23 protein-coding genes, 1 tRNA gene and 1 pseudogene are annotated in these 23934 nt (G+C 62.3%); 10 read left to right on the forward strand and 15 right to left on the reverse strand.

The features are described 5' to 3' along the window. From ACPPVV_RS18280 to ACPPVV_RS18320, 9 genes are all read right to left on the reverse strand, one after another. Entirely contained in the window at positions 1 to 960 is a 960-nt protein-coding gene (locus ACPPVV_RS18280; RefSeq protein ID WP_426701287.1) for a type II secretion system F family protein, read from the reverse strand. Positions 961 to 979: 19 nt separating this feature from the next. Then, positions 980 to 1906 (reverse strand): type II secretion system F family protein, encoded by a 927-nt coding sequence (locus ACPPVV_RS18285; protein WP_426701288.1) that lies wholly within the window; start codon positions 1904 to 1906, stop codon positions 980 to 982. Next, entirely contained in the window at positions 1903 to 3201 is a 1299-nt protein-coding gene (locus ACPPVV_RS18290; RefSeq protein WP_426701289.1) for a CpaF family protein, read from the reverse strand. The genes ACPPVV_RS18285 and ACPPVV_RS18290 overlap by 4 nt, the downstream gene beginning before the upstream one ends. Beyond that, the gene (locus tag ACPPVV_RS18295) at positions 3186 to 4469 is read right to left on the reverse strand and encodes an AAA family ATPase (protein WP_426701290.1); all 1284 of its coding nucleotides are present in this window, start codon (positions 4467 to 4469) and stop codon (positions 3186 to 3188) included. Before ACPPVV_RS18295 ends, ACPPVV_RS18290 begins: the two co-directional genes overlap by 16 nt. Before the next feature lie 10 nt (positions 4470 to 4479). After that, positions 4480 to 5826, reverse strand: a complete 1347-nt coding sequence (locus tag ACPPVV_RS18300) for a type II and III secretion system protein family protein (RefSeq protein ID WP_426701291.1) — start codon at positions 5824 to 5826, stop codon at positions 4480 to 4482. Between the two features lie 17 nt (positions 5827 to 5843). After that, the gene (gene cpaB / locus ACPPVV_RS18305; protein WP_426701292.1) at positions 5844 to 6917 is read right to left on the reverse strand and encodes a Flp pilus assembly protein CpaB; all 1074 of its coding nucleotides are present in this window, start codon (positions 6915 to 6917) and stop codon (positions 5844 to 5846) included. Positions 6918 to 6920: 3 nt separating this feature from the next. Then, complete coding sequence (locus tag ACPPVV_RS18310; protein ID WP_426703275.1) at positions 6921 to 7400, reverse strand: pilus assembly protein; 480 nt, start codon at positions 7398 to 7400, stop codon at positions 6921 to 6923. 59 nt (positions 7401 to 7459) lie between these two features. Beyond that, the gene (locus ACPPVV_RS18315; RefSeq protein WP_426701293.1) at positions 7460 to 7987 is read right to left on the reverse strand and encodes an A24 family peptidase; all 528 of its coding nucleotides are present in this window, start codon (positions 7985 to 7987) and stop codon (positions 7460 to 7462) included. 139 nt (positions 7988 to 8126) lie between these two features. Beyond that, a complete protein-coding gene (locus ACPPVV_RS18320; protein WP_426701294.1) occupies positions 8127 to 8306 on the reverse strand; it encodes a Flp family type IVb pilin in 180 nt (59 codons plus the stop codon). A 595-nt stretch (positions 8307 to 8901) separates the two neighbouring features. On the opposite strand from ACPPVV_RS18320, the gene ACPPVV_RS18325 reads away from it, so the two are divergent. After that, positions 8902 to 9894, forward strand: coding sequence for a helix-turn-helix domain-containing protein (locus tag ACPPVV_RS18325; protein ID WP_426703276.1), 993 nt, complete (start codon positions 8902 to 8904; stop codon positions 9892 to 9894). A gap of 336 nt (positions 9895 to 10230) precedes the next feature. On the opposite strand, the gene ACPPVV_RS18330 is transcribed toward ACPPVV_RS18325, so the two are convergent. Continuing rightward, on the reverse strand, positions 10231 to 11064 hold the full coding sequence (locus ACPPVV_RS18330; protein ID WP_426701295.1) for an OmpA family protein: 834 nt from the start codon (positions 11062 to 11064) through the stop codon (positions 10231 to 10233). A gap of 53 nt (positions 11065 to 11117) precedes the next feature. Beyond that, entirely contained in the window at positions 11118 to 14732 is a 3615-nt protein-coding gene (locus ACPPVV_RS18335; protein WP_426703277.1) for a YadA family autotransporter adhesin, read from the reverse strand. A gap of 163 nt (positions 14733 to 14895) precedes the next feature. On the opposite strand from ACPPVV_RS18335, the gene ACPPVV_RS18340 reads away from it, so the two are divergent. Further along, positions 14896 to 15213: a hypothetical protein gene (locus ACPPVV_RS18340; RefSeq protein ID WP_426703292.1), complete on the forward strand. Its 318-nt coding sequence runs from the start codon at positions 14896 to 14898 to the stop codon at positions 15211 to 15213. 269 nt (positions 15214 to 15482) lie between these two features. Here ACPPVV_RS18340 and ACPPVV_RS18345 read toward each other — a convergent pair. From ACPPVV_RS18345 to ACPPVV_RS18355, 3 genes and pseudogenes are all read right to left on the reverse strand, one after another. Next, a pseudogene (locus ACPPVV_RS18345) lies at positions 15483 to 15647 on the reverse strand (ESPR domain-containing protein); the annotation flags it as partial. A gap of 382 nt (positions 15648 to 16029) precedes the next feature. Then, positions 16030 to 16389, reverse strand: coding sequence for a 6-carboxytetrahydropterin synthase QueD (gene queD / locus ACPPVV_RS18350; RefSeq protein ID WP_426701296.1), 360 nt, complete (start codon positions 16387 to 16389; stop codon positions 16030 to 16032). A gap of 157 nt (positions 16390 to 16546) precedes the next feature. Continuing rightward, a tRNA-Met gene (locus ACPPVV_RS18355) sits at positions 16547 to 16623 on the reverse strand. Positions 16624 to 16801: 178 nt separating this feature from the next. Here ACPPVV_RS18355 and ACPPVV_RS18360 point away from each other — a divergent pair. The 8 genes from ACPPVV_RS18360 to ampE all read left to right on the forward strand — a co-directional run bounded on the left by ACPPVV_RS18360 (position 16802) and on the right by ampE (position 21984). Next, a complete protein-coding gene (locus ACPPVV_RS18360) occupies positions 16802 to 17362 on the forward strand; it encodes an RNA pyrophosphohydrolase (protein WP_426701297.1) in 561 nt (186 codons plus the stop codon). 64 nt (positions 17363 to 17426) lie between these two features. Further along, positions 17427 to 17624 (forward strand): (2Fe-2S)-binding protein, encoded by a 198-nt coding sequence (locus tag ACPPVV_RS18365; protein WP_426703278.1) that lies wholly within the window; start codon positions 17427 to 17429, stop codon positions 17622 to 17624. A gap of 153 nt (positions 17625 to 17777) precedes the next feature. Continuing rightward, complete coding sequence (bfr, locus tag ACPPVV_RS18370) at positions 17778 to 18248, forward strand: bacterioferritin (RefSeq protein WP_426701298.1); 471 nt, start codon at positions 17778 to 17780, stop codon at positions 18246 to 18248. 110 nt (positions 18249 to 18358) lie between these two features. Further along, entirely contained in the window at positions 18359 to 19114 is a 756-nt protein-coding gene (locus ACPPVV_RS18375) for a DUF6776 family protein (protein WP_426701299.1), read from the forward strand. Beyond that, entirely contained in the window at positions 19101 to 19523 is a 423-nt protein-coding gene (locus ACPPVV_RS18380; RefSeq protein WP_426701300.1) for a bactofilin family protein, read from the forward strand. Before ACPPVV_RS18375 ends, ACPPVV_RS18380 begins: the two co-directional genes overlap by 14 nt. Positions 19524 to 19568: 45 nt before the next feature. Next, positions 19569 to 19937, forward strand: coding sequence for an iron-sulfur cluster insertion protein ErpA (gene erpA / locus ACPPVV_RS18385; RefSeq protein WP_426701301.1), 369 nt, complete (start codon positions 19569 to 19571; stop codon positions 19935 to 19937). Between the two features lie 9 nt (positions 19938 to 19946). Beyond that, complete coding sequence (nudC, locus tag ACPPVV_RS18390; RefSeq protein ID WP_426701302.1) at positions 19947 to 20924, forward strand: NAD(+) diphosphatase; 978 nt, start codon at positions 19947 to 19949, stop codon at positions 20922 to 20924. 190 nt (positions 20925 to 21114) lie between these two features. Continuing rightward, positions 21115 to 21984, forward strand: a complete 870-nt coding sequence (gene ampE, locus ACPPVV_RS18395) for a regulatory signaling modulator protein AmpE (RefSeq protein WP_426701303.1) — start codon at positions 21115 to 21117, stop codon at positions 21982 to 21984. Between the two features lie 54 nt (positions 21985 to 22038). Here the strand turns inward: ampE and ACPPVV_RS18400 are convergent, their stop codons facing one another. Beyond that, entirely contained in the window at positions 22039 to 23913 is a 1875-nt protein-coding gene (locus tag ACPPVV_RS18400) for an MFS transporter (protein ID WP_426701304.1), read from the reverse strand. Between the last annotated feature and the right edge of the window lie 21 nt (positions 23914 to 23934).

The following is a 23934-nucleotide window of genomic DNA, read 5'->3' on the forward strand; positions in this document are numbered from 1 at the left end:
TCACGGTCCTTTCAGTTTCGCCATGGTGCCGATGAGGGAAACCACCGCGGGGCCGGCCAGCACCAGCATCAGCGCGGGTAGCAGGGTGAGCATCATCACCACGGTCATCTTTACCGAGAGCTTTCCGGTCTTTTCCTTCATGCGCATCTTGCGTTGTTCGCGCAGGCGTTCGGCGAACTGGCGCAACGGCTCCTGCACTGCGCCGCCGTGCTGATGCACCTGCAGAATGATCTGCACCAGGCTTTTGAGATCTTCGTTGTCGAACGACTCGGCCAGCCGGCGCAGCGACTGATCGCGCGCGCGACCATGCATATAGGCAGTGTTGGCGTCGCGGATTTCACGACCCAGCACCGGCAGCACGGGCCAGAAACGTTCAGCCAACATCTGCAGGCTTTGATCCATGCTGAAACCGATTCCCTGCAGCAGGCGCAACAGATCGATCAATAACGGCAATTCGTTCTCGACGCGTTTGCGCAACCTTGCGGCCCATGTGCTCAACGCAAACTTCGGCAGAAGCATGCCGGTCGCCAGGGCAGCGAGCATGATGGTGACCGCCTTGATGTCGCTGGACTGCATCCACACCGCCGCCAACACCGGCAATAGCAAGGCCAGTACCAGGCGCAGGCCGAGAAAAATCGCACGACCCGATGGCGTATTGCGATTGGTCTGGTCCAGCAGCAGGCGATCCTCCGGTGCCAGCAAGGCCTTGCCAAGCCGGCCATCCTGGAAATGGCGACCGATTGACTCCACCACATCCAGGCATCGGCGCCACAGCCGCTTTCTCTCGCCTTCGACCGTTGGGCTGGCGGCGCGCCCCCGTGCTATCCGCGACAGTGCCTGGTCGATCACCTGGTCGTGTTGCTCGCCCTGACTGATCCTCTGCAACAGGCTCACGCCCAGCAACGCCAACCCCAGGGCCAGTGCGAGAACAGCCAGTGCCCACAACAGTCCCGTGCTCATCGGAGGTGCTCCGTGCGATTCATAGCGACTTGGCCAGCCGGTACAGCAAAAACCCGCCTATGGCTTCCAGCACCAGCGCGATCAACAGGATCTTGTGTCCTAGCGCCTGGTTGAACATGGGATTGAAGAACGCGGGGTTGAGCAGCGACATGAAAACCGCCACCACCACCGGCAACAAACCAAGCACCCAGGCAGACATGCGCGTTTCGGAGGTGATCGCGCGCAGCTCCTGCTGGGCATGGTCGAGATCGCGCATGAAGTCGCTCATGCGCTGCAGGATGTGATCGGCGCGGCCGCCCATGCGCACGGCGGTACCCAGTACTACGTGCAGCAGATCCAGCGCTTCGATGCGGTAGGGCTGGACAGCTAGCTGCAAGGCGCGGTCCAGTTCCAGACCGGTACGCACCGACATCATGGTGCGATCGAGGACCTGTCGTAATGGCATCTGCACCGTGGCCGTGGCTGTCTGGAAGGCCATCGGCAAGCTGTTGCCGATGCTGGCCAAACGCACCATGGCATCGAGGAAATCGGGCATCTGGCGAATCAGCTGCTGGCGTCGTTTATCGATGCGCGCACGCAACCACAGCCAGGTGATGGCCGCATACACACCCAGCAACACCGGAATCGCCCACGCCGTGCCGATACGCCAGGCGCCCAATGCCGACAACGCGATGCCCGGCAGCACCAGCAGCAGCGGCACCTGCCAGCCGGCAGGCAGGCCGGCGCGCAGACACACCGCGTCGGTCGGTAGCTCGCCCGTCTGGCGCCTCATCGTCGACGCCGTCAATGACGGTGCACCCGATGGATGCGTCTCGCCGCCCAGACTTCTTTCGATATGCGCCAGGCTCCTGCGCTGTTGTTGACGCAAGGGGCTACCCCACCACAGCTCGATGGCGCCAGCCAGTAACAGCGATACCGCGCTAAACAGGGAAAGTGCCAGGATCATCGACGGGCCTCCTCGGTTACGGCGTCCTGCAAGAACTGGCGGTACGGCTCCAGCTTGCGTGTGTGCGGCTGAAAGCCCAGGCCGGGCCAACGGTCCTGTTCGTTGCCGTTGACGTCCACGAGGGGCTCGTGCCGATACATCTCCTGGGTCGTAATGATGCGGTCGCTGACCCCGGTGACCTCCGTAACCGATGCGATGGCCCGTCGACCACTGCTCAGCCGGGCAATCTGCACGATGAAATCGATGGCACTGGCAATTTGCCGGCGCAGGCTGTCCTCGCTGCCCTGAAAGCCGGCGAAGCCAGCCAGCATCTCCAGCCGGTACAGCGCGTCGCGCGGCGAGTTGGCATGCACGGTGGACATGGAACCGTCGTGGCCGGTGTTCATCGCCTGCAACATCTCCAGCACCTCGGCACCGCGAACTTCGCCCACCACGATGCGGTCCGGGCGCATGCGCAAACTGTTGCGCACCAGGTCGCGGATACCCACGGCGCCGGCGCCGTCAAAACCGCCCAGGCGACTCTCCAGACGCACCACATGCGGATGATTGAGAGACAGCTCGGCGGTATCCTCGATGGTGATGACACGTTCCGTCGTCGGAATGAAGAAGGCCAGCGCATTGAGCAGCGAGGTCTTGCCTGAGCTGGTGCCACCGGAAACCAGGATATTGCAGCGACTCTCCACGGCGGCCTGCAACAGCGCGTAAATCGAACGGTCATAGGTGCCGTTGGCGAGCAGGTCGTCCGGAGTGAACGGATCCTGGCGAAACTTGCGGATCGACAGGCTCGGTCCGGTTACCGAGAGTGGCTCGATGATGGCGTTAAGACGACCGCCGTTGGGCAGCCGTGCGTCGACCATCGGATTGCCCTCGTCCAGCCGGCGACCCAGTGGCGCCAGGATGCGCCGAACGATGCGCAACAGGTGGCGGTTGTCGGCAAAGCGAATAGGCTCACGCTGCAGCATGCCGCGACGCGACACGTACACGTCCTCGTAGCCATTGACCAGGATGTCCTCTACTTCCGGATCGGCCAGCAAATCGTCCAGCGGGCCGAAACCGGTCAACTCCTTGACCAGTGCCGTTGCCACCGTGCGCATTTCGGACTCGTTGATCGGAATGCGCCATTCCTGCACGAAGGTCGTTGTTTCGATATCCACGTACTTGGCCGCGGTCTCGGTCGACCACGAAGCGATATCGAGGTGTTGATCCTCGATTCGGTTCAACAGGAATTCGTGTGCCGCGGACAGCACATCCTGAAACTGCTGCGTCTGTTCGAAAAGAATTACCCGATCTTCCATCGGAAGCCCCCCATACGATGTATCCACTGTGTCCAGCCGGCCGGCCCGACCGTCGGGGAGGGTTTTCCAAGGAATTTTTCGAGCAACGGTTTCAGCGCGCGCACATACGGATCGCGCGGTGCAACCTGGTGCAGCAACTGGCCCTGATTGGCGCTGCCGCGCAAGACGCGCGCGCGTTCCGGCAGTACTGCCAGCAACGGCAGTTTGAAGCGCTCGGCGATCTGCACGGCGGGCACGCCACTGTCTTCGTCGTACCGGTTGATCACCAGCGAAAGACGCTGATCGCGCAGGCCAAGACGCTCTAACTCGCGCAGCGCGGCATCCAGCGAAACCACCGAGCCGATCGCCTGGTCGGCGATCAGCCAGATCTCGTCCGCCTCACGCAACAGCACGGCCGGGATCTGTGTCACCGCCAGGCCGCCAACGTCGCATAGCAACGCGTCGACATGCTCGCGCAGATGACCGATCAAGGTTTCCAGGTCGGCATCGGCACGGGGCGGCTCCAAGGTACCGGCAGCCTGTGAAAGCAGCAGCAGTCGACTGATGTGGTGGCCCAGTGCGGTGCGGATCAGGGTCGCGTCGATACGTCGCGCACTGCGCAGTGCATCGTCGTAGTGGAATCCGCTTTCCACCCCCAGATAGAGCGAAACGTCCCCGGCCGGGCGACCGAGATCCAACAGCAACGCTTGCCTTTCCGCGGGCGCGGGCGCGGGCGCGCAAGGCAGTGCCAACGCACCCAGGTGCGCGGCCAGCGTGCTTGTGCCGACGCCGGGGCGTACACCAAGCAACACCACCATGCGTCCGCGCGCGCGCGGCGCGGGCGCCAATGTCACCGGTGCTGGCGGGATCTGCACCTGCACGTGGGTGAGCAGCGTACGGATCTCGTCATCCGTGGCATCCAGATCGAGAAAGTCATGTACACCTACGCGCAAGGCAGCCAGTACTCCTACCGCCTGATCCTCGCGGGTGGAACCCACACCGATCAGTGACACACCCGGCGCTCGTGACATAAGCCGGCGGGCCAACGCCGAGGACTCCTCGACGGTATCGGGCGAATAGTCCAGCAACACCAGCGGCGAACCTCGTTGCGGCGGAGGCGAGACCGTGCTCATCGCCGTGCGGGTATCAGCCCAACGCACGCTTGCCAGGTTCCGCAGGCGGGCGGAAAGGCGGTGCGCACGCTTTTCGTCTGGCGAGTAGAACAGGAGTTCCACACCGGGCTCCGGTTGACGTTTGGGAAACAGCGAAATGGGGGCGTGCGTGTTCATCGATCCCCGCTTAGCGCGAAAATCCCGGCAGCTGATCCGATCCCGCCGGATTGAGCAGGAACGAACCCCACACCGGATGATTCGGTTGCGCCTCGCGCTGTCCTGGCAATGGCACGGTGGTGCCCTTGGCGAAGGGTTTCACCAGATGCGGTGTCACGATGATCATCAGTTCCTTGTCCTCTTTCTGGTATTTGAGGTCGCGAAAAAACGCACCGATGATCGGGATATCGCCCAGCAACGGGATCTTGCTGACCTGGCTTATGGTGTTTTGGCTGACCAGTCCGCCGATCACGAACGTCTCGCCATCACCGAGCTCCACCGTGGTGTCGGCACGCCGGGTGGTGATCGCCGGCACGGTTACACCATCGAGAGTGACCCCGTTGGAATAGTCCAGATCGCTGGCTTCCGGCGCTACTTTCAGGGCGATCCGGCTGGACGACAGCACGGTCGGCGTCACGGTCAGACCGATGCCGAATGATTTATAGGTGATGGTGGTGGTACCCAGGCCCTGAGGCTCGGGTATCGGCAGCTCGCCACCGGCGAGGAAGCTGGCGCTTTGACCGGACAACGCCACCAGGGTGGGTTCGGCCAGCACCCGGGCCATGCCATTGCTGGCCAGAAGATTGACGCTGGCATTCCACTTACCGGGGATGGACCTGGCCACCAGGTTGAACGCGGACGAGACCGCTCCGGTCGAACCGCTGCCGCTGCCGCTGCCGCTGCCGCTGCTGCCACTGCCACTGCTGGGACCGGTCATGCCGTAGGTGAAACCCCCATTGGTGTTGGCGAAGTTCAAGCCCAGCTGGCGCAACGCGGTCTTGTTGAACTCCACGATTTTCACTTCTACCTGCACTACACCGCCGCTGGCGACAGTCGAGGTGTCGGCAATCGTGCCCTTGTCGCCGACCACTTGCACCGCCGCGTCGCGGGTTTGCTCGTGATCGAGCACGCTGGGCGAGCTGCCCTGCAGCAGCGCATTGCCATCGTGTACCGACAGTTGCGCGCCGGTGCCGTCCTGCAATTGTGCCTGCAGTGCACTGCGCACCTGCACCACCATCCTCTGCGGCGTTGCATCGCCGCGGTGCCAAAACAGCAAAGTGGTCTGACCCGGGCTCTTGCCAACCAGCAGGGCATCACGCCGGCCCTTGAGCATCACCAGGTCGGCTACTGCCGGATCGGCAATCGCCACCCGCTCCAGGTCGCTCGGCAAACGCCACGGACGTTGCTCATGAGTCTGCAGTTCGAGCACGCGGGCTTCGTTGGTCACGGCGTATGCCGCGGGCGCCAGCGATGCGGAGGCCAGGCCAACGCACAGCACTCGGCGCAGCCAATGCGCCAAGGCAGGAAGAATGATCATGGCCACTGTCCGTCGTGTCATAGCCGGTTGGTCCGATTGCGCGGTGTATCCGCTGAGGAGCCGCGGATGATCTCCACGCCGGAGGACCATGCAGTGGCATGCCGCGAGCGTGACGGTTTCGGCGTTACATGGTCGCCACCAGCCAAGCCCGCACCATTGATGCCGGCATAGGCGTAGTTTTCCGGTGTATCCAGCAGCTGCTTCTGCTCCGCGCTGAGATCGACGCGCGGCGACAGCACCGGTCGCGGTTGCGAAAACAGACCGTGATCCGGTTGACCCTTGTCATCGGGATACCGTACGGCCAGCGCCAGCTTGCCGTTCTGCACGCCCAACAACAGACGATCCGCGTCTTCGACGGGAACGGCCAGCACGGCGGTGTGCGCCACGGACCGCGATTCATCCTGGCTGCGCGAGGAGGAGGATGCTGCGTCTTTGTCCGCGGCAGCCTTGTTCGCATCGCTGGTCGGCCCGGTGCCAGGTTTGGCGGGCAGGTCCTTCGTGCCGTAGGCCAGCACGCGCAAGCGCGACAGCAACAGGCGGGTCTGTGTCTGGTCGACCGGCTCTTTGCCATAACCAGCTGCCTGCGTGGTCTTCAGGCTCAAAAAAACGTCGACATAATCACCTGGCAGGACACGGTTGCCGGCGCCTGCCTGCTCATCCACCGGCACCGCCATCGCGCGCTCGCCGGGCTTGAGCGCCATCGCCACCCCGCTGGACAACAACTTTGCAGTCAGCGGCGTACCGGCCGGAACATCCACCAGCAGCACGTTGCCCGCTACAGCACCCGTATCGGCAAAACTGCCCGCCGGTCGCTGTGTCCATTGCGCCAAGGCCAACGCTGACGCGCTGATCGGCGTACCCGCTGTGAGCGCGGTCGCGGCCACCACCACGGGGACACCTTGTCGCTGCGCTGGCGCTGCGGCTGGACCGATTCCAGCAGCAGGCGCTATTGCGACGGGCACGGCCGTATTCTTGGCGCGATGCCCAATACCGAACGCGACAATCGCCAGCACAACGGCAACGGCGACCAAAAACAAGGCTGCCATGCGAGTGATTTTTTGCATCGAGACATCTCCAGAATGCAGTCGCATCCTTCAGGTATCAGTGCTATCGAGTTGGACCGTGGCGGAACTGGTAAGAGACCGACCCAAGACCCAGCCATAGACGATGGCGGTGCCCGGAAGGAAAGGGTGTTTGTCGTAATCAAATGAAGTCGCCACCGTGACGCAGGTCACCCCGTCACACGTTGCGCTCGTGACCACGATCGGCGCGTTCGTGCAATCGGGCGTGCTGCCGGAAAACGTCAACAGCCAGGCCATGGATTGCGCCGCCACCTGACAAGCCGATTGCCGCCGCTCCGCGATGGAGCCGGTAGTGCCATGGCGCAACGCTGCGCGCGCACCATTGGCCGCCGCGAGCGTGAGCGACTGCTGGGCAGCAAAAATCAGCACGCCGGAAACCGTCAACAGCAACAGCGGCAACATGCCAAAAAGAAAAACCAGGGCGAACTCCAGCGCGACGACGCCGCGCTGACTGCGTTGCCGTGCGCTCGCACAACGTTGCAACACACCCATACTGCCCATCGGGCGGCGCTTCACTTCGCATTGCCTGCCATTTGCGGCGCTCATTATCTTCACCAATGCACCAAATTTGGTACGTACAACGTCACCAATGCGCCGATGCCCATATAGGCGGCATACGGCAAACCCCTGCGTCCTTGTCGTGCAGTCAAAACGCGCTGCCACAATGAAGACTTCTCGGCTTGAATTTTCAGCACATTCACTACAGCCAGACAAATACTCATTCTGGACATGATGAGAAGGACTGTATGAGCTCCCGCAATCAGGCTTGCAATAATCCATATTGGCAGTAGTGCCTTGGCGCCCATAAGGAAGCCAAGTACGGCGAATAGCTTCACGTCCCCGGCACCCATGCTCCGCAAGATGTAAAACGGCAACAAGACCACCAGACCCATCAACAACCCGAGCATGGCAGGCCATGGCGGGCCTGCAATGCCCCGAGCCCAACACCAGACCATCCACCCCGCACCAAAAATCAATGCGCCCACCAGCCAATTATTGCGAACCTTGCGCTCCCAAAAATCGCCAGCCATGGTCAGCACGCAGATAGCAATAACCAGCACGTGCAATGGAAGCTGCATTTGTAGCTCCATTAAATAAAGCCGGCTAGCCAAGTCCTTTTCCCGGGAGGGGTCCAATTGTCGGAAAAATGTCTTTCTTACGAGAACATTTCGCACGGCAAGCGGGTTTGAATATTACAGTTACGTGCGATCACGCTGACTACGTACCGACCTTATCCACCTGAGTCGTAAGTTTGCCGAAAAGCGTGGTGAACATTTCTGATAAAGCCGGATAAAATACGGCCACAAGTGCCGCGGCCACCAGCGCCGCCAAAATGCCGTACTCCAGCGCCGTAATGCCGTCTTCTTCCCGCAAAAATTTACGAATTGAAGTGTTCATCCTGTTTCCCTCGTGGAGCGCGCAGCTCCTCAGTTGCCCTGTCCCGAACGGCCTCAGCCAATATCACGCTGGTTCGGGATACCCACGGGTTTGCCGCAGCGCGGCGCACCCGAATCTGCTTTGCATCGTGATGGATGGCGTCTGATCGGATGCCGCGGTAGTGAACTACGGCTGGTACAGACCGACACGAAAAAGCGGGCCGCCAGCGAGCGACAAACCAGTACAGATGTGCCAGCGAAGCTGGCGGGATCACCAAGTCGACGCACCAGCAAAGAGTGCGAACGAGTCTGCGTTTGACACGCAGCAGATGCGACATCCATTTGAATCCCCTTCCCTGCCGATATCCATCAGCCAGCGTTGCTGTAGCACATCCTCTGCTCTTTCGTATGCGCTCGACATACAAATTCGGCAAACTTCGCATCATTCTTTTGTGATGAACATCACAATTATTTTAATCGACTGGCGTTGCCGACAAATTTGCCGAATACGTGCAACCGTCCCTCCAGCATTCAGATCAACATCGACACGATGGAAGGAACATTGCCGGATCTGCTCAGACCGGCAGCGGTCGGATCAGGGGGAGCGCTCAAGCATCATGGGCACCAAGGAAGATGGCAATCTGTTGCCCTGCGACCTGATTTCTCTCAGTGGGACACTCAGGGTTTGTAATCTGGAAATGGTGTTGCTCCACGCCGAAGGACCGCGGGCGATCATCGACACCTCGACCCAGGGCACGGCGCTTTTCTGCAGCGCTGAAAGCGCGTTTCCGTTTCGCGCACGACTGACTCTGCCAACTACCTGGTGTTTGCTCGGCTACATTCATCACACCGGTGACGACAGCTGGTGCCATGGCCTTGCACTGAGTTCGGGCATGGTTTTTGCGATGCGGCCCGATGGCATCAGCGAGTTCAAGTTCAGCGCCGGGACCCGACTCACCTTGATGATGTTGCCACTGGAGCGGTTGCAGGAAAAACTGGCGACGTTCGATGCTCACGGGATGGATGTGCCACCGCGATTGCATACGTTGTTCAAGCTGGGCGACAGCGCGCCTGCGAAACAACTGGGGAAACTCTATGAAGGTGTCAGGCAGCAGCTGATCCAGGGCATGCCGCTGCCCGTCAGTGGCAATACCGCCACGGTCGACATCGATGCATTGCTCGACCAGCATCTGATGGCGAGCCTCGGGGCGACGGCGGAGGATCTGCCCAAATGCTCGCGCGCGCGGCGCAAGCACTACCTCATTTTTCAGCGCACCGAGCAATACATGCGCGCCAACCTGCGCACTGATATCTACGTTACCGAGATGTGCAACGCCGCCGGCGTCAGCGAGCGGACGCTGCGCTACGCGTTCGAGGATCTGCTGGGCTTGTCGCCCAATCGCTATCTTTCGATGCTGCGCCTGTGCACCGCGTGCCGCAGCCTGGCGTCGTCCGATGTCAGCCGGCGCTCGGTCAAATCGGTGGCCCTGAGCTGCGGACTGTGGGATCTGTCGCGCTTTGCTGACAGCTACCGCCGCGTGTTTGGTGAATTGCCACGCGACACGCTGATGCGCACTCCGTTGGACGACTCGCTGTCTATGTCCAGTTAGCAGGGTCTCGTCTACGCGCGCGGTCACTGGAGCACCATGATCGAGGCCGACCGATAAAGCGGAACCGGGACGATGCACACACAAGCGATGCCGCAGCGGCTCCCGCCACCTCACTTTCCGAATAGAGCCGTAGCAGCTGATTGCCATGCCGATCCCCGATTGATCGCGCAAGAAGAGGGTTCGCTGGTGGGCGGAGCGAAACGGGACTTGTTTTGTCCAAGTCTGTCCTGATCGGCACCGTGAGAACACGTCGCAAGGGGGGGCGAGAGACGGTAGACCGACACACTGCTGTGTATCGCCCACGGTGCCGATCAGGACAGACTTTTCATATGTGTGTCAGGGGCGTGCCGTCCCTGAAAACTCCACCCTTCGGTTCGGCGCAAGGCAGTCAATCAGGGCGGTGCGGCTGGACTCGTCTTTGCATTGCACCAACGGATCCGCCTCACCGCGTCCCTCGATTTGCATGGCGTTGACTGGAACATCGCCATCGGCCAGGTACTTGCGCACGGCATCGGCGCGTTCCCGGGACAGTTTCTGGTTGTAGGCATCGCTTCCAATACGGTCGGTGTAACCGACAATCAAGATGTCTTGCACACCACTGGCCGAACGGATCTGCTGCAACACGTGGGATAGGTTGTCGCGTCCCTCTGACTTCAGGTTGGCGCTGTCAAAGTCGAACAAGGCGTCGGACGACAACCGGATCGGTTCCTTCGGCAAGGCTACCGGCGCCGGCACTTTGGCGACGGGTTCGTTGCGATCGAGCACGGATTTGCATGATTCGGGCTTCCAGTGGAAGCTTTCGGCCTGCTTGTTCCGGTCGAACTGCACCTGGTACTGGCAGCTGAAGTAGTCGCCATCGCCTTTGCGGAAATCGAAGATGTAATTCCAGGTGTGCACGCCCAGGACACCTTCGTTGAAATGCGGGGCGCCGAGAAGGTCGCGAAGTTGCGCCTTGGTCATACCCGGAGCGATTTTTCGCAGGTTTTCGATGTTGACAAAAATGCCCTCTGGCATCGTCGCGTGCGACGGATCGGGGAAACTCACGTCAGTGGTTCCGTCGCCGTCAGCCGGCCTCGCGTCGTGGCCCACCGTGCTGCATCCCGCAGCCAACACCACGCTCGCCAGCACCACCGGCCATGTCAAATTGCGCCATTTCATGGTTTGCATCATTGCCCCCTCCATTCCATTCCGGTTGCATCTTGATTCTTCACATCGCCGCTGCCCTACCACTGCATGCCGGCACCGATCGTTACGCCAGCGTCTCCTCGGGTATCCGTCGACCCGCTCAGCTTGTAGACCCAGCGACCGCCATCGGAGATGGTGGAAACGCCGATCGCCAAGCTGGATTCGCCGCGAAACGAACCGGCAGAGACGGACGCCATGCTCTTGCCTGGCACATAGGCTTGCGGCAAGCCCGCCATGGCCATCGCTGCCGCCACGCCGGCGTTGGCACGGTTGCCAAACTGCTCGATGCGATGGTCCGTGTAGGAGTTGGCCCAGTTGACCGCCTGCCGGATGCCGTCGTTGACCTGTTTGACGTTGACCGCGTCGGTATCAGCCACACCCGCCGCCACGTGATGGATGCCGGTGTCACCGCTGCCATTGCCGAGCGTCACGTTGTTGTAGTCGATATCGCCGTTGGTCTTGGTGTCGTAGTGCACGCTGCCTTTGCCGGCAGCAGTCACCGTGGCCTTCATCTGACCCAGGTTGACCGCGTCGGTATTGGTAGTACCTGCCGCGACATTGGTGATCTGCCGCTCGCTGCCGCTGCTGCCCACCGACACGGTATTGGCCCTGTCCGCCACCGAACCGGCACCGAGCGCCACCGAATTGTCGGCAGTGGCGATGGCACCATTGCCCACGGCAACAGTGTTGGTGCCGCTGGCCGAGGCGGCTGGCCCAACCGCGATCGCATTGGAGCCGCCAGCGGTGGAATCGGCCAAGGTCGAATTGACATTGAAATACTTGACCTTGCCCGAGCCCTGACTGAGGTTGGTGATGTCGTTGTACAGACTGGTGTTGCTGTAGACGTTGGTGGTGTCCTGGGTCCAATGCCACAACTGCGAACCATTGACGGCATCGCTGCTGGCCGCGGTTTCAGCGCCAGCGGCCAAGTGGGTGATGGTTACCGGGGCACCGCTACCGGCACCCGTCAGGCTGATGGTGTTGGTTGCATTACCTGAGGTGTCGGCGTCGTACTTCACCGCCAACTTGTCGACCGCTTGAACCTGGTTGTCGACGGCCTGCAGCTGCTCGACGTTCACCGCGTCGTTTGCCGCCGACCCCGCCGCCACACCGGTGATCTGGCGATTACCCACATTGACTTCGCCGAGTGAAGTCTGCGGTGCAGTGAGGCCGTATCCCGTGTAGCTGGCCTGTGCGCCCACCAAGGTAACCGAGCCGGCGCCAAGCGCGACGCTGTTGGCCATGCTGGAGATGGCGCCGGCACCGAGCGCGAGCGCGCCATCGGCGCTGGCATCGGCTGCGTTGCCCATCGCCACACTGTCCGCGCCGCTGGCGCTGGCTGCCGGACCCGCGGCTACGCTGTCGGTGCCGCTGGCATCAGCGTCAGCCAGGGTGGAGTTGGCATGGAAGTATTTGATGCCCTGGCTGTTGCCGCCACCCGTCAACGCGTTGAGCACGTTCTGCACCGAGTCGTAGCTGCTGCCACCGTAGTTCAGGTCTGCAGTAACCGCACCGGTAGTGGAATCGTAGCTTGAGCTGCCGCCGAGCGAGCTGGCGAACGACGAGCCGAGCGTGTCGACACCTGTTACTACCGAATATAGCTGCGACCCGTTGATTGCATCGGTGGATGCCGCCGTCACCACGCCGGGGGCCACGTTCTGGATTTGCCGCTCCTGTCCGAGCGCACCCACCGAAAGTACCGAGGATCCGGAACCCGCCGCGCTGCCGCCGAAGAACGCCAAGTCACCGGTATGCAGCGCGTCTGTTGCCGAGTGGGCACCAAGTGCGACGTCGTCGGCATTGCTGGCCGTGGCGCCGGTACCGATCGCCACGCTGTCCGCACCGGTCGCCGCGCTGTCCGTACCGGAGCTGTTGGAGTGGAAATACTTGGTGCCGCCGTCGTAGACATTGGTGATGCTGTTGTTGGTCGCAAACAGCTGTGCACCGTTCACCGCATCGGTGCTGGTGGCGCTGAGGTCAGCTGCATGCAGGTTGCTAATGGTGGTGCCGCCGGTAACGCCGCCATCGGCGCTGAACGGACCGGCCAGCGTTACGCTGGTCTTGCTGCTGTCGTCGTATTGCACCGCGGTGTTGCCGAGATTGTCGAGGTCACTGGCCACGGCGGCCAGCTGACTCACGTTCACCGCATCGGTGCTGCCTGCGCCCGCGGCCACATTGGTAATGCGACGTTCCGCGCCGGCGCTGCCGATGCTCACTTCGCCGGCCGGGGTGGTGCCCGCGATCACGGCGGTGGTGCTCGGGTTGTACGCCACCGTACCCAGGGTGCTGCCGTCGGCCAGTGAATCGCGGCCAATGGCCACGCTCTGTTCCTGGCTGGCGGTGGCGTTGTAGCCCAGAGCCGTGGCGCCGGCAACAGTGGCGTGCGCATCACCCGCAGGCAAGCCCGTGTCGTTGGTGCGCACGTATTTCACGCCGCGCCCGTTGTTGGTGACATACGTGGTGCTGGTATCACCGGCGACGTCGGTGATGATGTCGCCGAGGTTGGTGACGTTCTGGTTGGTGGCAAACAGCTGCGAACCGTTCACGGCATCGGTGCTGGTGGCGCTGAGGTCGCCCGCATGTACATTGCTGATGGTGGTGCCGCCGGTGACGCCACCATCCGTGCTGGCTGGGCCGGCAAGGGTCACCGTCTGGTTGGTCGCATCGTCGTACTGCACCGAATTACCGGCCACGGCCGAGACGCCCTCGAGCTGCGCCACGTTGACTGCGTCAGTTGCATCGCGGCCTGCGGCCACGTTGGTGATCTGGCGCTCCTTGCCGGGAGCGCCGACGGAGACTTCACCGGCGGAATTTTGCGGCGCGGCAAGACCATAGGCCGTGTAGCCAGCCACTGCGCCACGGTTGGCCGCGGACTGGTAGCCCAGTGACACACTGTTGGCCACACTCGAAGTGGCCTCTGCGCCGATGATGGTTTGTGCGTTGGCCGTGCCCGACGCATCGTCACCGATGACGACCGAATGACCAAGACGCGCAGCGTAATCCGCCGTCGGAACGCCGGAGGGATTGTTCGGATCGTTGGTACCGGCGCCGGGGAACGCCGTGCTGGCATCCACGGGCGCCAGGGTATGTGTGGCATTGGTGCCGATGACAACTTCCTTGGAGCCGTTGGCCGATGCGCCATCGCCGACCAGCACTTGGTAGTCCTGCGCCGCGTTCACCCCCCAGCAGGATTCCTGCAGTACACCCAGGACGTTCAAGCAGGTGGCCGCCCATGCTGGCGCATTCGTTGGCAATACCAGGCCTAGCAGCCCACCCGCGGCACCATTGTTGATATTGGTGATGTAGCTGTCGGAGGTAACGCCGCCTAGCAGCGTCAAGTGCGAGTTGATGCCGGTGCCACCAACGACGGCACCATCGGCAGTCGTCAACAGGGTGCCTACCGGGGTCAGGTTGAGCAACGGCAGCCCGAGCAGACTCAGGGTGGAATAGCCCTGGGTGAAATTGGTGTTGTTTACTTTCAGGCTGCCATTGGTCACGTAGCCGCTGCTGTTGTTGAACAGGCTGTTGGTGGTGGTACCCAGCAGCTGGCTCGCCGTACCAACCACACCGTCATTGCCGACGATCAGGCCTGTAGGCGTCGGTCCCGGGGCGGGCACCACGGGTACTGCCTGCGGTGTGATCGCGTCCGGCATCGCGAACAAGTTCGACAGGGTCGGCAGAAGCGAGGTCGACCGCGAAGCGAAGCTCGACGATGTAGTACTGATGCTTGATGCGGTCGACGAAGTGGCCGATGTCGACGTGGCGTCCTTTGCGTCCTCTTCGTCATCGACGATGTCAATGTAGACGGGGTTGCTCTTGGCGGCCTTCGTGCCGTGGACCAAGCGACGATCGGAAGCCATCACGGACTGCGTGACCGATGCCGTCGATTTTTCCGATGTGGCCCCTCTGGTGAGCGTCGCCACCGGCTGCAACAACGCGGTTGCCGGCTTTGCCACGGCAGCAAGTGATTGCGTGATTTCAGCAACGGGCGCACCAACAACCCTGGCGTCAAGCTTTGCCTTTGTCGAGAGAGTAGCCACTCGAGCCACTTCGGTATGCATGCCGACTTTCAGTGCAGCCGGCGCGCTGGTGGCCGCAACACGCGCCGAGGCGATGGCGTGCGTGCCACTGTGATATCGCTGCGACGGGCCAGCAGATGCCGAAGAACCCATCACGGTAGCAGCCGACAACGAAGTGCGAGGCTCGATGGCCTGGACATCCGCCTGGACCGGCGGAGCCGGATGCGTGTTGTCATATTTGGCCATCAACGACTGCAGATCGGCCAAGCGGGAATCCTGCGCGAACGCCGCTGGCGCGTGAAGGATGCCGAGCGCCCCGAGGATGGCCAAAGACAACAAGAGTGCAGGCTTGCCGACCACGCTTTGACGCGAACAGCCTGCAGACCGCTTCGACGAAGCCAATTCGGAAACTGCCACCATGGCCCCAAGGGGCCGGCACCAGACCAGACGATAGATGCGATTCATTAGTGATGCCCCCGTTGCTAACGACCCATAAAGCGACCGGCGCGATACAGCTCGGTCGCCGATAGTCCACATGCGCCATGCCATGCATTGAGGCGCTGTCGGGGATCATTGAAACGCGTGGATTACTTTCGCAATACGCCGATCCGGCATCGCTCTAGGCGTATCCGGCAAGGCATGGTGCGAATCCGGCAAGAGCATGCACGGATACGGCAAATGCACTGTTTTGACCGTTGGGGGAAGCCGATGGGAGAAGCTCCATCTACTGGAGCAACGGCGTGCTGAAGGCGAAATGTCGCCGTATGCCGAATCGAACCGTTGATTGCAGGGCGTTCGGGTATCTCACTTTGCTCGTCGCTGCACGACAACCCATGGCGCACATCTCATGAATGGCTTCGCCGCCAAATGCATGTCGTCAGCATGGCAATTTCAGGCAGCGCCGATTGTCAGCGATGCGGAATGCCTAACGTTACCGAGGCGCCCGGTAACGACAGCCTGACGTGCAGGTCTCGTGCACCACGATCTCCGAAAGCAGCGGCAACCGAGGCTTGAGTCGCTCCCAGATCCAGATGGCCAGTCGCTCGCTGGTCGGATTGTCCAGCCCCTCGATATCATTGAGGTAGTGGTGGTCGAGTTGATCGTAGATTGGCTGAAAGGCCACCTTGAGATCGCCGAAGTCCATCACCCAGCCTGTGTCCGCTCCAGGCTCACCCGTTAAATGCAGCTCGATGCGGAACGAATGACCATGCAACCGAGCGCATTTGTGCCCGTCCGGAACGTTGGGAAGGCGGTGGGCGGCTTCCAGAGTGAAGACTTTGAAGATATCCATGGCCGTATTCTACAAGCGGTACGGCACCGTGATCGGTGCTACGCGGGACCGTTCATTGGCGGGATCCAGGGGCCGGATGGCGGTCACCGGCACATAAAAACTCCGCAATTACACGGAGTTACCTGTTTTCACCTGATGGCCTTATGTGCCAAAGAAGTGGTGGCTATGGGTGGACTCGAACCACCGACCCCAGCATTATGAGTGCTGTGCTCTAACCAGCTGAGCTACATAGCCATGAGGAATCCCGCCATGCCGGATCAGAACGATACGGGCGGGGCGCGGCAGTGTAGTCGTGTAGCCCGACAGGTTCAAGTCTGCAGCTTGCCGCTGCTTTGCGCGCTGTGGTTGAATCGGTCACGGAATGGTACGCGGTCTTGCCGGCGGGAACCGCCGTGGGACTCCAGGAGGCGACATGATTGATGTGGATGGCTATCGACCGAATGTAGGGATCGTGCTGCTCAATGCAGACGGCCAGCTGTTCTGGGCGCGCCGGGTCAATCGTGACGGCTGGCAATTCCCGCAGGGCGGCATGCGCTCGGACGAAACGCCGCTGGAGGCGATGTATCGGGAGCTGGAAGAGGAAACCGGGCTGGCCGCGCACCATGTCGAGGTCATCACTGCGACCCACGGCTGGTTGCGCTATCGCCTGCCCAGCCGCTACGTGCGTCATCATCAGCGTCCCACCTGCATCGGCCAGAAGCAGGTGTGGTTCCTGCTCAAGCTGGTCAGCGGCGAAGAGGCGTTGAAACTGGATGCCTGCGACAAGCCGGAATTCGACCTGTGGCGCTGGGTCGATTTCTGGTACCCCGCCGCGCATGTGGTTAATTTCAAGCGGCAGGTCTACGAGCGGGCACTGCGCCATTTTGCCCCGCTGGTCGAAGATCTGTTCAGCGTGGAATTGGGCACCTTGCCGCCGCGGGACAATGCCGATGTGCCACCCACCGGACCGGGTCCCGGCCGTGCGGCGGCCTGAACGGACTCCGGACACCTCCATTCTATTGTTGACAATCATTCGCATTCGCGTTCTTATATGCGCCATGTATATCTGCATGTGCAATGCCGTCACCGATCATGACATCCGTCGCGAGGCGGCCGATGGCGTGCATTCGTTTGCCGAGCTGCAGGCGCGTACCGGCTGCTCGGATTGCTGCGGCTGTTGCGAGCAGGAAGCCCGCAGCACGCTCGACAACGCCGTGTCGCAGGTGCTTGCCCGGTTCCCGCTAGCCGCCGCCTGAGCCTTTCGCCGCCTCCTTTTTCCCGTTCGGACAGCCCCATCGCCGAAGCGTCATCGCGCTCCGAACGCACGGGCAAACCATTGCCATTCGCATTCCGTCGATCTGCGCACGGACTTTGTATAGTCCGCGTTGTCCGACGATGGGAGAAAGGCCATGAAAGGTGATGCCAAGGTCATCGAGTTCCTCAACAAGGTGCTCTACAACGAACTGACCGCGATCAACCAGTATTTCCTGCATTACCGCATGCTCAAGGACTGGGGTTACAGCGAACTGGCCGAGCATGAATACAAGGAATCGATCGAGGAGATGAAGCACGCCGATCATCTGATCGAACGCATCCTGTTCCTCGATGGCCTGCCAAACCTGCAGCACCTGGGCAAGCTGCGCATTGGCGAAAATGCGCTGGAGTCGATGCAGGGCGATCTGGATCTTGAGCTGGCCGCAGTGAAGGATCTGCGCGAGGCGATCACCCACAGCGAAGGCATTGCCGACTACATCAGTCGCGACCTGTTCAAGGACATCCTGCACGACGAGGAAGAGCACATCGACTGGCTGGAAACCCAGTTCAGCCTGGTCAAGGACATCGGCGCGGAGCGTTATCTGCAGAGCAAGATGCAGAGTTGAGCCACCGCATACGGCGTCCCGGATGCCGCTTCACGTCGAAGCGCGCACCCGTTCCTTGACGTTGTCATCACGCCGGGGCTATACCTTCGGTTTTCCCCAAGGCGGCCTGCATGGCTTCACGACCACCACCGCGCTTCGTCGTGCGCCGGCATGATGACGTCGGCCATCGTCGGCGCTGGCTGTGGTTGGGACTGGCCTGGCTGGGGAGTCTGCTGGTGGTGGGTGTGCTGGCCGGGTTCTCGGGCCGGCATGCCAATACACCGGCAGCCGTCGACAAGCGCCAGCAAGGCGCCTTGCTTGGCCAGATCGCCGATCTCAAGCAGCAGGTTGCCAACCTGCAACGCGCCGCCCAGGTCAATGATGTCGCCACCCGATCGCTGCGCGGCACCCTGGCCCAGCGCGAGGAAGAACTCAGTGGGTTGCGCGCGGACCTGGGCTTCTACTCCCGGCTCGTCGGCGGCGATGCCCAACGCCAGGGGCTGAAGCTGCAGGAAGTGAAACTGCAGCCGATCACGGGTTCGCGCGGCTGGAACCTGGCACTCAGCCTGACCCAGAACGCCAAGCGCGGCGACGAGATATCCGGCAACGCGCTGGTCAGCGTGGAAGGCCTGCGCGGCGACAAGGTGGCGCGGCTGGACTGGGCCGCGCTGGGCGATGCCTCACAGAAGGACGGCCTGCCGTTCCGCTTCACTTATTTCCAGCAATTGCACGGCACCATCGTGCTGCCGGCGGGTTTTCGTCCGACACGATTGCGTGTCCACATCCAGCCCACTGGCGGCGAACCGGTCGACCGAGCCGTCGCATGGGGCGCCGCATTGAGCGGCAACATCACCACAGCCCAGGGGGATCACGATGCTCAACCGTAAACGCAACGATCGCAGCAACAACAGCCATGAGACCAGCCTGATTGCCCGCGGCACGGTGATCCGCGGCGACCTTCGCTTCAGCGGCGCGCTGCATCTGGATGGCCGTATCGAAGGCACCGTGCTGGCCGAAGGCGACGATGCCATGTTCACGCTGAGCGAGCATGGTCACGTGCACGGCGAAATCCACGTGCCGCAGGCGGTAATCAACGGTCACGTGACTGGCGACGTCTACGTCAGCGCCCGGCTGGAGTTGGCGCCCCAGGCGCGCATCGATGGCGACCTGCGTTATCACACGCTGGAAATGGCCGCCGGCGCCCAGGTCAACGGTCGCATCTCGCGCCAGGCCGATGAGGCACAGCGCGAATTGCCGGCACCGGATGCCGAGCTCGACGAGGCGGTGCCGGCCTGAGGCGGTATGCTTGTACCTGTCAGTCACGGCCCCATCTAGTTGACCATGGAAACTTTTGTCGCCATCCCCGATTACCGCAGCAGCGGAGCACCACTGGTGTTCACCGCCGCCGCCGCGCACAAGGTGCACGAGCTGATTGCCGAGGAAGGCAATCCGGCGTTGAAGTTGCGGGTGTACATCAGCGGGGGTGGCTGCTCGGGTTTCCAGTACGGTTTCACCTTCGATGAAGCCCAGGCCGAGGACGATTTCGCGATCGAGCGGGAGGGCGTGACCCTGTTGTGCGATCCACTGTCGTTGCAATATCTCACTGGCGCGCAGGTCGACTACGCCGAAAACCTCAGCGGGTCGCAATTTGTCATCAGCAATCCGAACGCCAAGACCACGTGCGGCTGCGGTTCTTCGTTCTCCATCTGAGAAGCGCTGATGGATCGGGCCACATTGCCGCATACCAACATATTCGCCGGACTCAGCCTGGTCCTGGACCGGATCGCCGAACGACGCGATGAGTCCCCGTGGCTTACCGAACAGGCTCGTTCGGCGGATGCGCGTTACCTGCTGCTGGACACCACCGGCGAAGCTTTCATGCAGCGCGACCGCGAGGCCTTGCGCTGGCTCGACGCCGGCGAGCGCGAACAATGGCTTGGCGATTCGCCCGCCACCCTGCTCGGCATCGCCGGGCAACGCCCGCATTTCATGCTGGTGCTGGACGATTCCACACCCGCCGAAACGTTGGAGACCGCGCTCGATGCGCGTCGCCTGAGCCTGCGCAATGCCGGCTTGCTACTGCCGGCGGACGAGGCCAGCCTGTTCGCCTACGCGAAGGGCCTGTCGCACTGGCAACGCGAAACCCGGCATTGCGCCTATTGCGGCGCACCGCTGCACCTGGTTGCCGCCGGTCATCGCGCGCAGTGCACGAATCCGGATTGCGCGCGCCTGCATTTTCCCCGGACCGATGCGGCCGTGATCATGCTGGTCGAGCATGGGGACGCCTGCCTGCTCGGTCGTCAGGCGGGTTGGCCGCCCGGCCGCTATTCCACCCTGGCCGGCTTCGTCGAGCCGGGTGAATCGCTGGAGGACGCGGTGCGTCGTGAAGTGGCCGAGGAATCTGGCGTCATCGTGGACGAAGTCCGCTATCACTCGTCGCAACCATGGCCCATGCCCGCTTCGCTGATGGTCGGTTTCATCGCCACGGCGACATCCCGCCGTATCGCCATGCGCGACCACGAACTGGAAGACGCGCGCTGGTTCACCGCGCAACAGATCATCGAGGGTCTCGCCGACGGCAGCTTCCTGCCCTCCACGGCGCTGTCGATATCGTATCGACTGCTGTCGCACTGGCTGCGCGAACGGGCGGGGAAGGAACTGGACGACCTGGTCGCGGCTCAAGCCGCCCCGCGCTGACTGCAGTCTCCTGCGACGCTGGAAGCTTCGCGCTTTCCGCGATGATCGATACATGGCACCTCGTTGGAGCGCACATCTCTCCCGAAGAGGTCGACAGAACGGCCGCGACATACCGCTGCTATTGAACCGCCATCGGCAATACACGAACCCCTCGCTTACAATGCGGACTTCATCCGCGAGTCCGCCCACCATGGCCATTCCCCTGCTCGTCGCCCTCATCGCCCTCGGCCTGCTGCACGTGATGCCGCAACTGGCGCGCTGGCGCCACGATGCATTGTTCCGGCGCTGGGTAATGCAGCTGGCGGACACCAGTGGCGCTGGCCGTGTGGTGCTAACCTTGCTGCCGCCCTTGGCCTTGTGCGTGCTGGTGATGTGGCTGCTCGATCGATCGCCGCTGGACGACCTCCTGCAACTGCTGTTCGCTCTGGCGGTATTGCTGTATTGCCTCGGCCCACGCGAATTCGAGACCGACCTGGAAGCGATACTGCGCGCACCGGATGGCGCCAGCCGTGAAGCCGCAGCGCAGGCACTGTCCGATGATGGCCAGCTGATCACCTGGAGCGCGCCCGCTCTGGGCGAGGCGGCCGTCTACGCCGCGCTGCGCCGGCGCTTCGCCGTGCTGCTGTGGTTTTTCCTGCTCGGCCCGGTCGGGGCGTTGTTGTACCGGCTGACGCAAACGCTGAGCCGTGACGACACGCTGCTGCTCGATCCGGCCAGCCACCGCGTCGCCGGTTACGTTGCCAATGCGCTGGACTGGCTGCCGGCGCAACTGCTCACTTTCACCCTGGCCGTGGTCGGCCATTGGGAAGCCGTGATCGGTGCCTGGAGGCGCTGGCACAGCCAAGCCGCACCGACCAGCTGGTACAGCGCCGGTCCGGGCTTCCTCGGTGCTGCAGCCCAGGCCGACGTGCTGATCGACATCGAGGCCGGCGACGGTTACGCCGAGGAACACGGCGATCCGCTAGCCGAACTGCGACGCCTGCGCAGCGCGTTGCTACGCGCCCTGCTGGCTTGGCTGAGCGTGGTGGCACTGATCGTGATCGGCAGTTGGGTCGGCTGACCTTCGATCCGAAAATCGCTCTTGCCTGATGGCGGATGAGACCGTACCGCGCGTTTACGAACGGTCGCCGCGCAGCTCGCGTACCCGCGCTTCCAATGTCGCTGCGTCGACCTGATGCGGCGCGCGCGGCGCATCGACCACCAGCTCCACCCGCGCGCGAAAACGTCGCGGCAAGCGGGAGCGATGCAGCATCGAATCACGCCGACTCCACACGCTGCCCCACAGGCCACGTAGCGCCATCGCTACCACCGGCACCGGGCGCCGTTCCAGAATTTTCTCCACACCCGACCGGAACGACGCGATTTCGCCGTCACTGGTCAGTCCGCCTTCGGGGAAGATGCAAACCACCTCGCCCGCGGCCAGCGCCTCGTCGATCGCATCGTAAGCCTGCTGCAGGACCTGCGGGTCTTCCTTGTAACCTGCGATCGGAATCGCCTTGGCGGTGCGGAATACGAAGCTCAGCAGCGGGATGTTGAAGATCCTGTAGTACATGACGAAGCGTGTCGGCCGACGCAGGTTTGCCATCAGCAGCAGCGGGTCCATGAAGCTGACGTGGTTGCATACGAGTAGCGCCGCCCCTTCGTCGGGCACGTTCTGGGCGCCTTCGGCGCGCACCCGGTACAAAGTGTTCACCAGCACCCAGGTAATGAAGCGCATCACGAACTCGGGCACCAGGGTGAAGATGTACCACGCGACCAGTACGTTGAGCAGCGACGCGGCCAGAAAGATCTGCGACGCGTCCATGCCCAGCGCACCCAGACCCAGGCCGAAGCCGGCAGCCAGCACGATCAGCAGCGCATTCAGAATGTTGGTGCCTGCGATGATCCGCGACAGCTTTTCGCGCGGCGCACGCGCCTGCACGAAGGCAAACAGCGGCACCACGTAGAAGCCGGCAAACATGCCGATCAGGGTAAGGTCGAGCGCGATGCGCCAGCTGCCCGCGCTGTGCAGGAAGGCCAACCAGTCCAGCCCGCGCATCGACGCGACGCCATGCCGCGCGAAGTACAAATCCACGCCGAAAGCCGTTAGCCCGAATGCACCCAGCGGCACCAGGCCGATCTCCACGCGTCGACCCGACATCTTTTCACACAACAGCGCACCGACACCGGTACCGATGGAAAACAAGGTCAGGATCAGTGTATTGACCGAGCCATCTCCACCCAGCGTTTCGCGCGTGTAGATCGGCAGTTGCGCGATCAATACCGTGCCGAAGAACCAGAACCAGGAAATGCCCAATACTGCGTTGAAAACTGCGCGGTCAGCGCGAGTGATGGCAAGCACCCGCGCGGTTTCGCTGAAGGGGTTCCAGTTGAACTTCAACTCCGGCGCGGTTGCCGGTGCCAGCGGAATTTTCAGGCAAACCAGGTACCCGGCCACGGCCACCGCGATCGTTGCGCCTGACGCCAGCAACGGTCCGACTCCGGCCACCAGCATCAGCGAGTTGCCGGCGATCATGCCAACCAGCATCGCCATCTGGGTGCCCATCTCCACCAGCCCGTTACCACCGACCAGCTCGTCCGGCTTCAGCGCCTGCGGCAGGATTGCGTACTTGATCGGCCCGAACATGGTCGAATGCACGCCCATCATGAACAGCACCACCAGCAGCAACAAAGTGTGGTGGGTGTAGAAACCGTACGCCGCCAGCGCCATCGCGCCGATCTCGAACAGCTTCACGTAACGAATGATCCGGCTCTTCTCGTACTTCTCGGCCAGCTGACCCGCCGTGGCGGAGAACAGGAAGAACGGGATGATGAACAGTGCGGGCGCAAGGTTCGTGTAGAGCGACACCGCGTGATCGTCCAGACCCATCTGGAACGCCACAAGCATCACCAACGCATTGCGAAACGCATTGTCGTTGAAGGCCCCCAGCGCCTGCGTCCAGAAGAACGGCGCGAAGCGCCGTTTGCGCAGCAAGGAGAATTGGCTCACGCCGTGATCCAAAAAGCATGC

It is taken from the genome of Rhodanobacter sp. Col0626 (assembly GCF_049994385.1).
In the GTDB taxonomy this organism is placed as follows: domain Bacteria; phylum Pseudomonadota; class Gammaproteobacteria; order Xanthomonadales; family Rhodanobacteraceae; genus Rhodanobacter.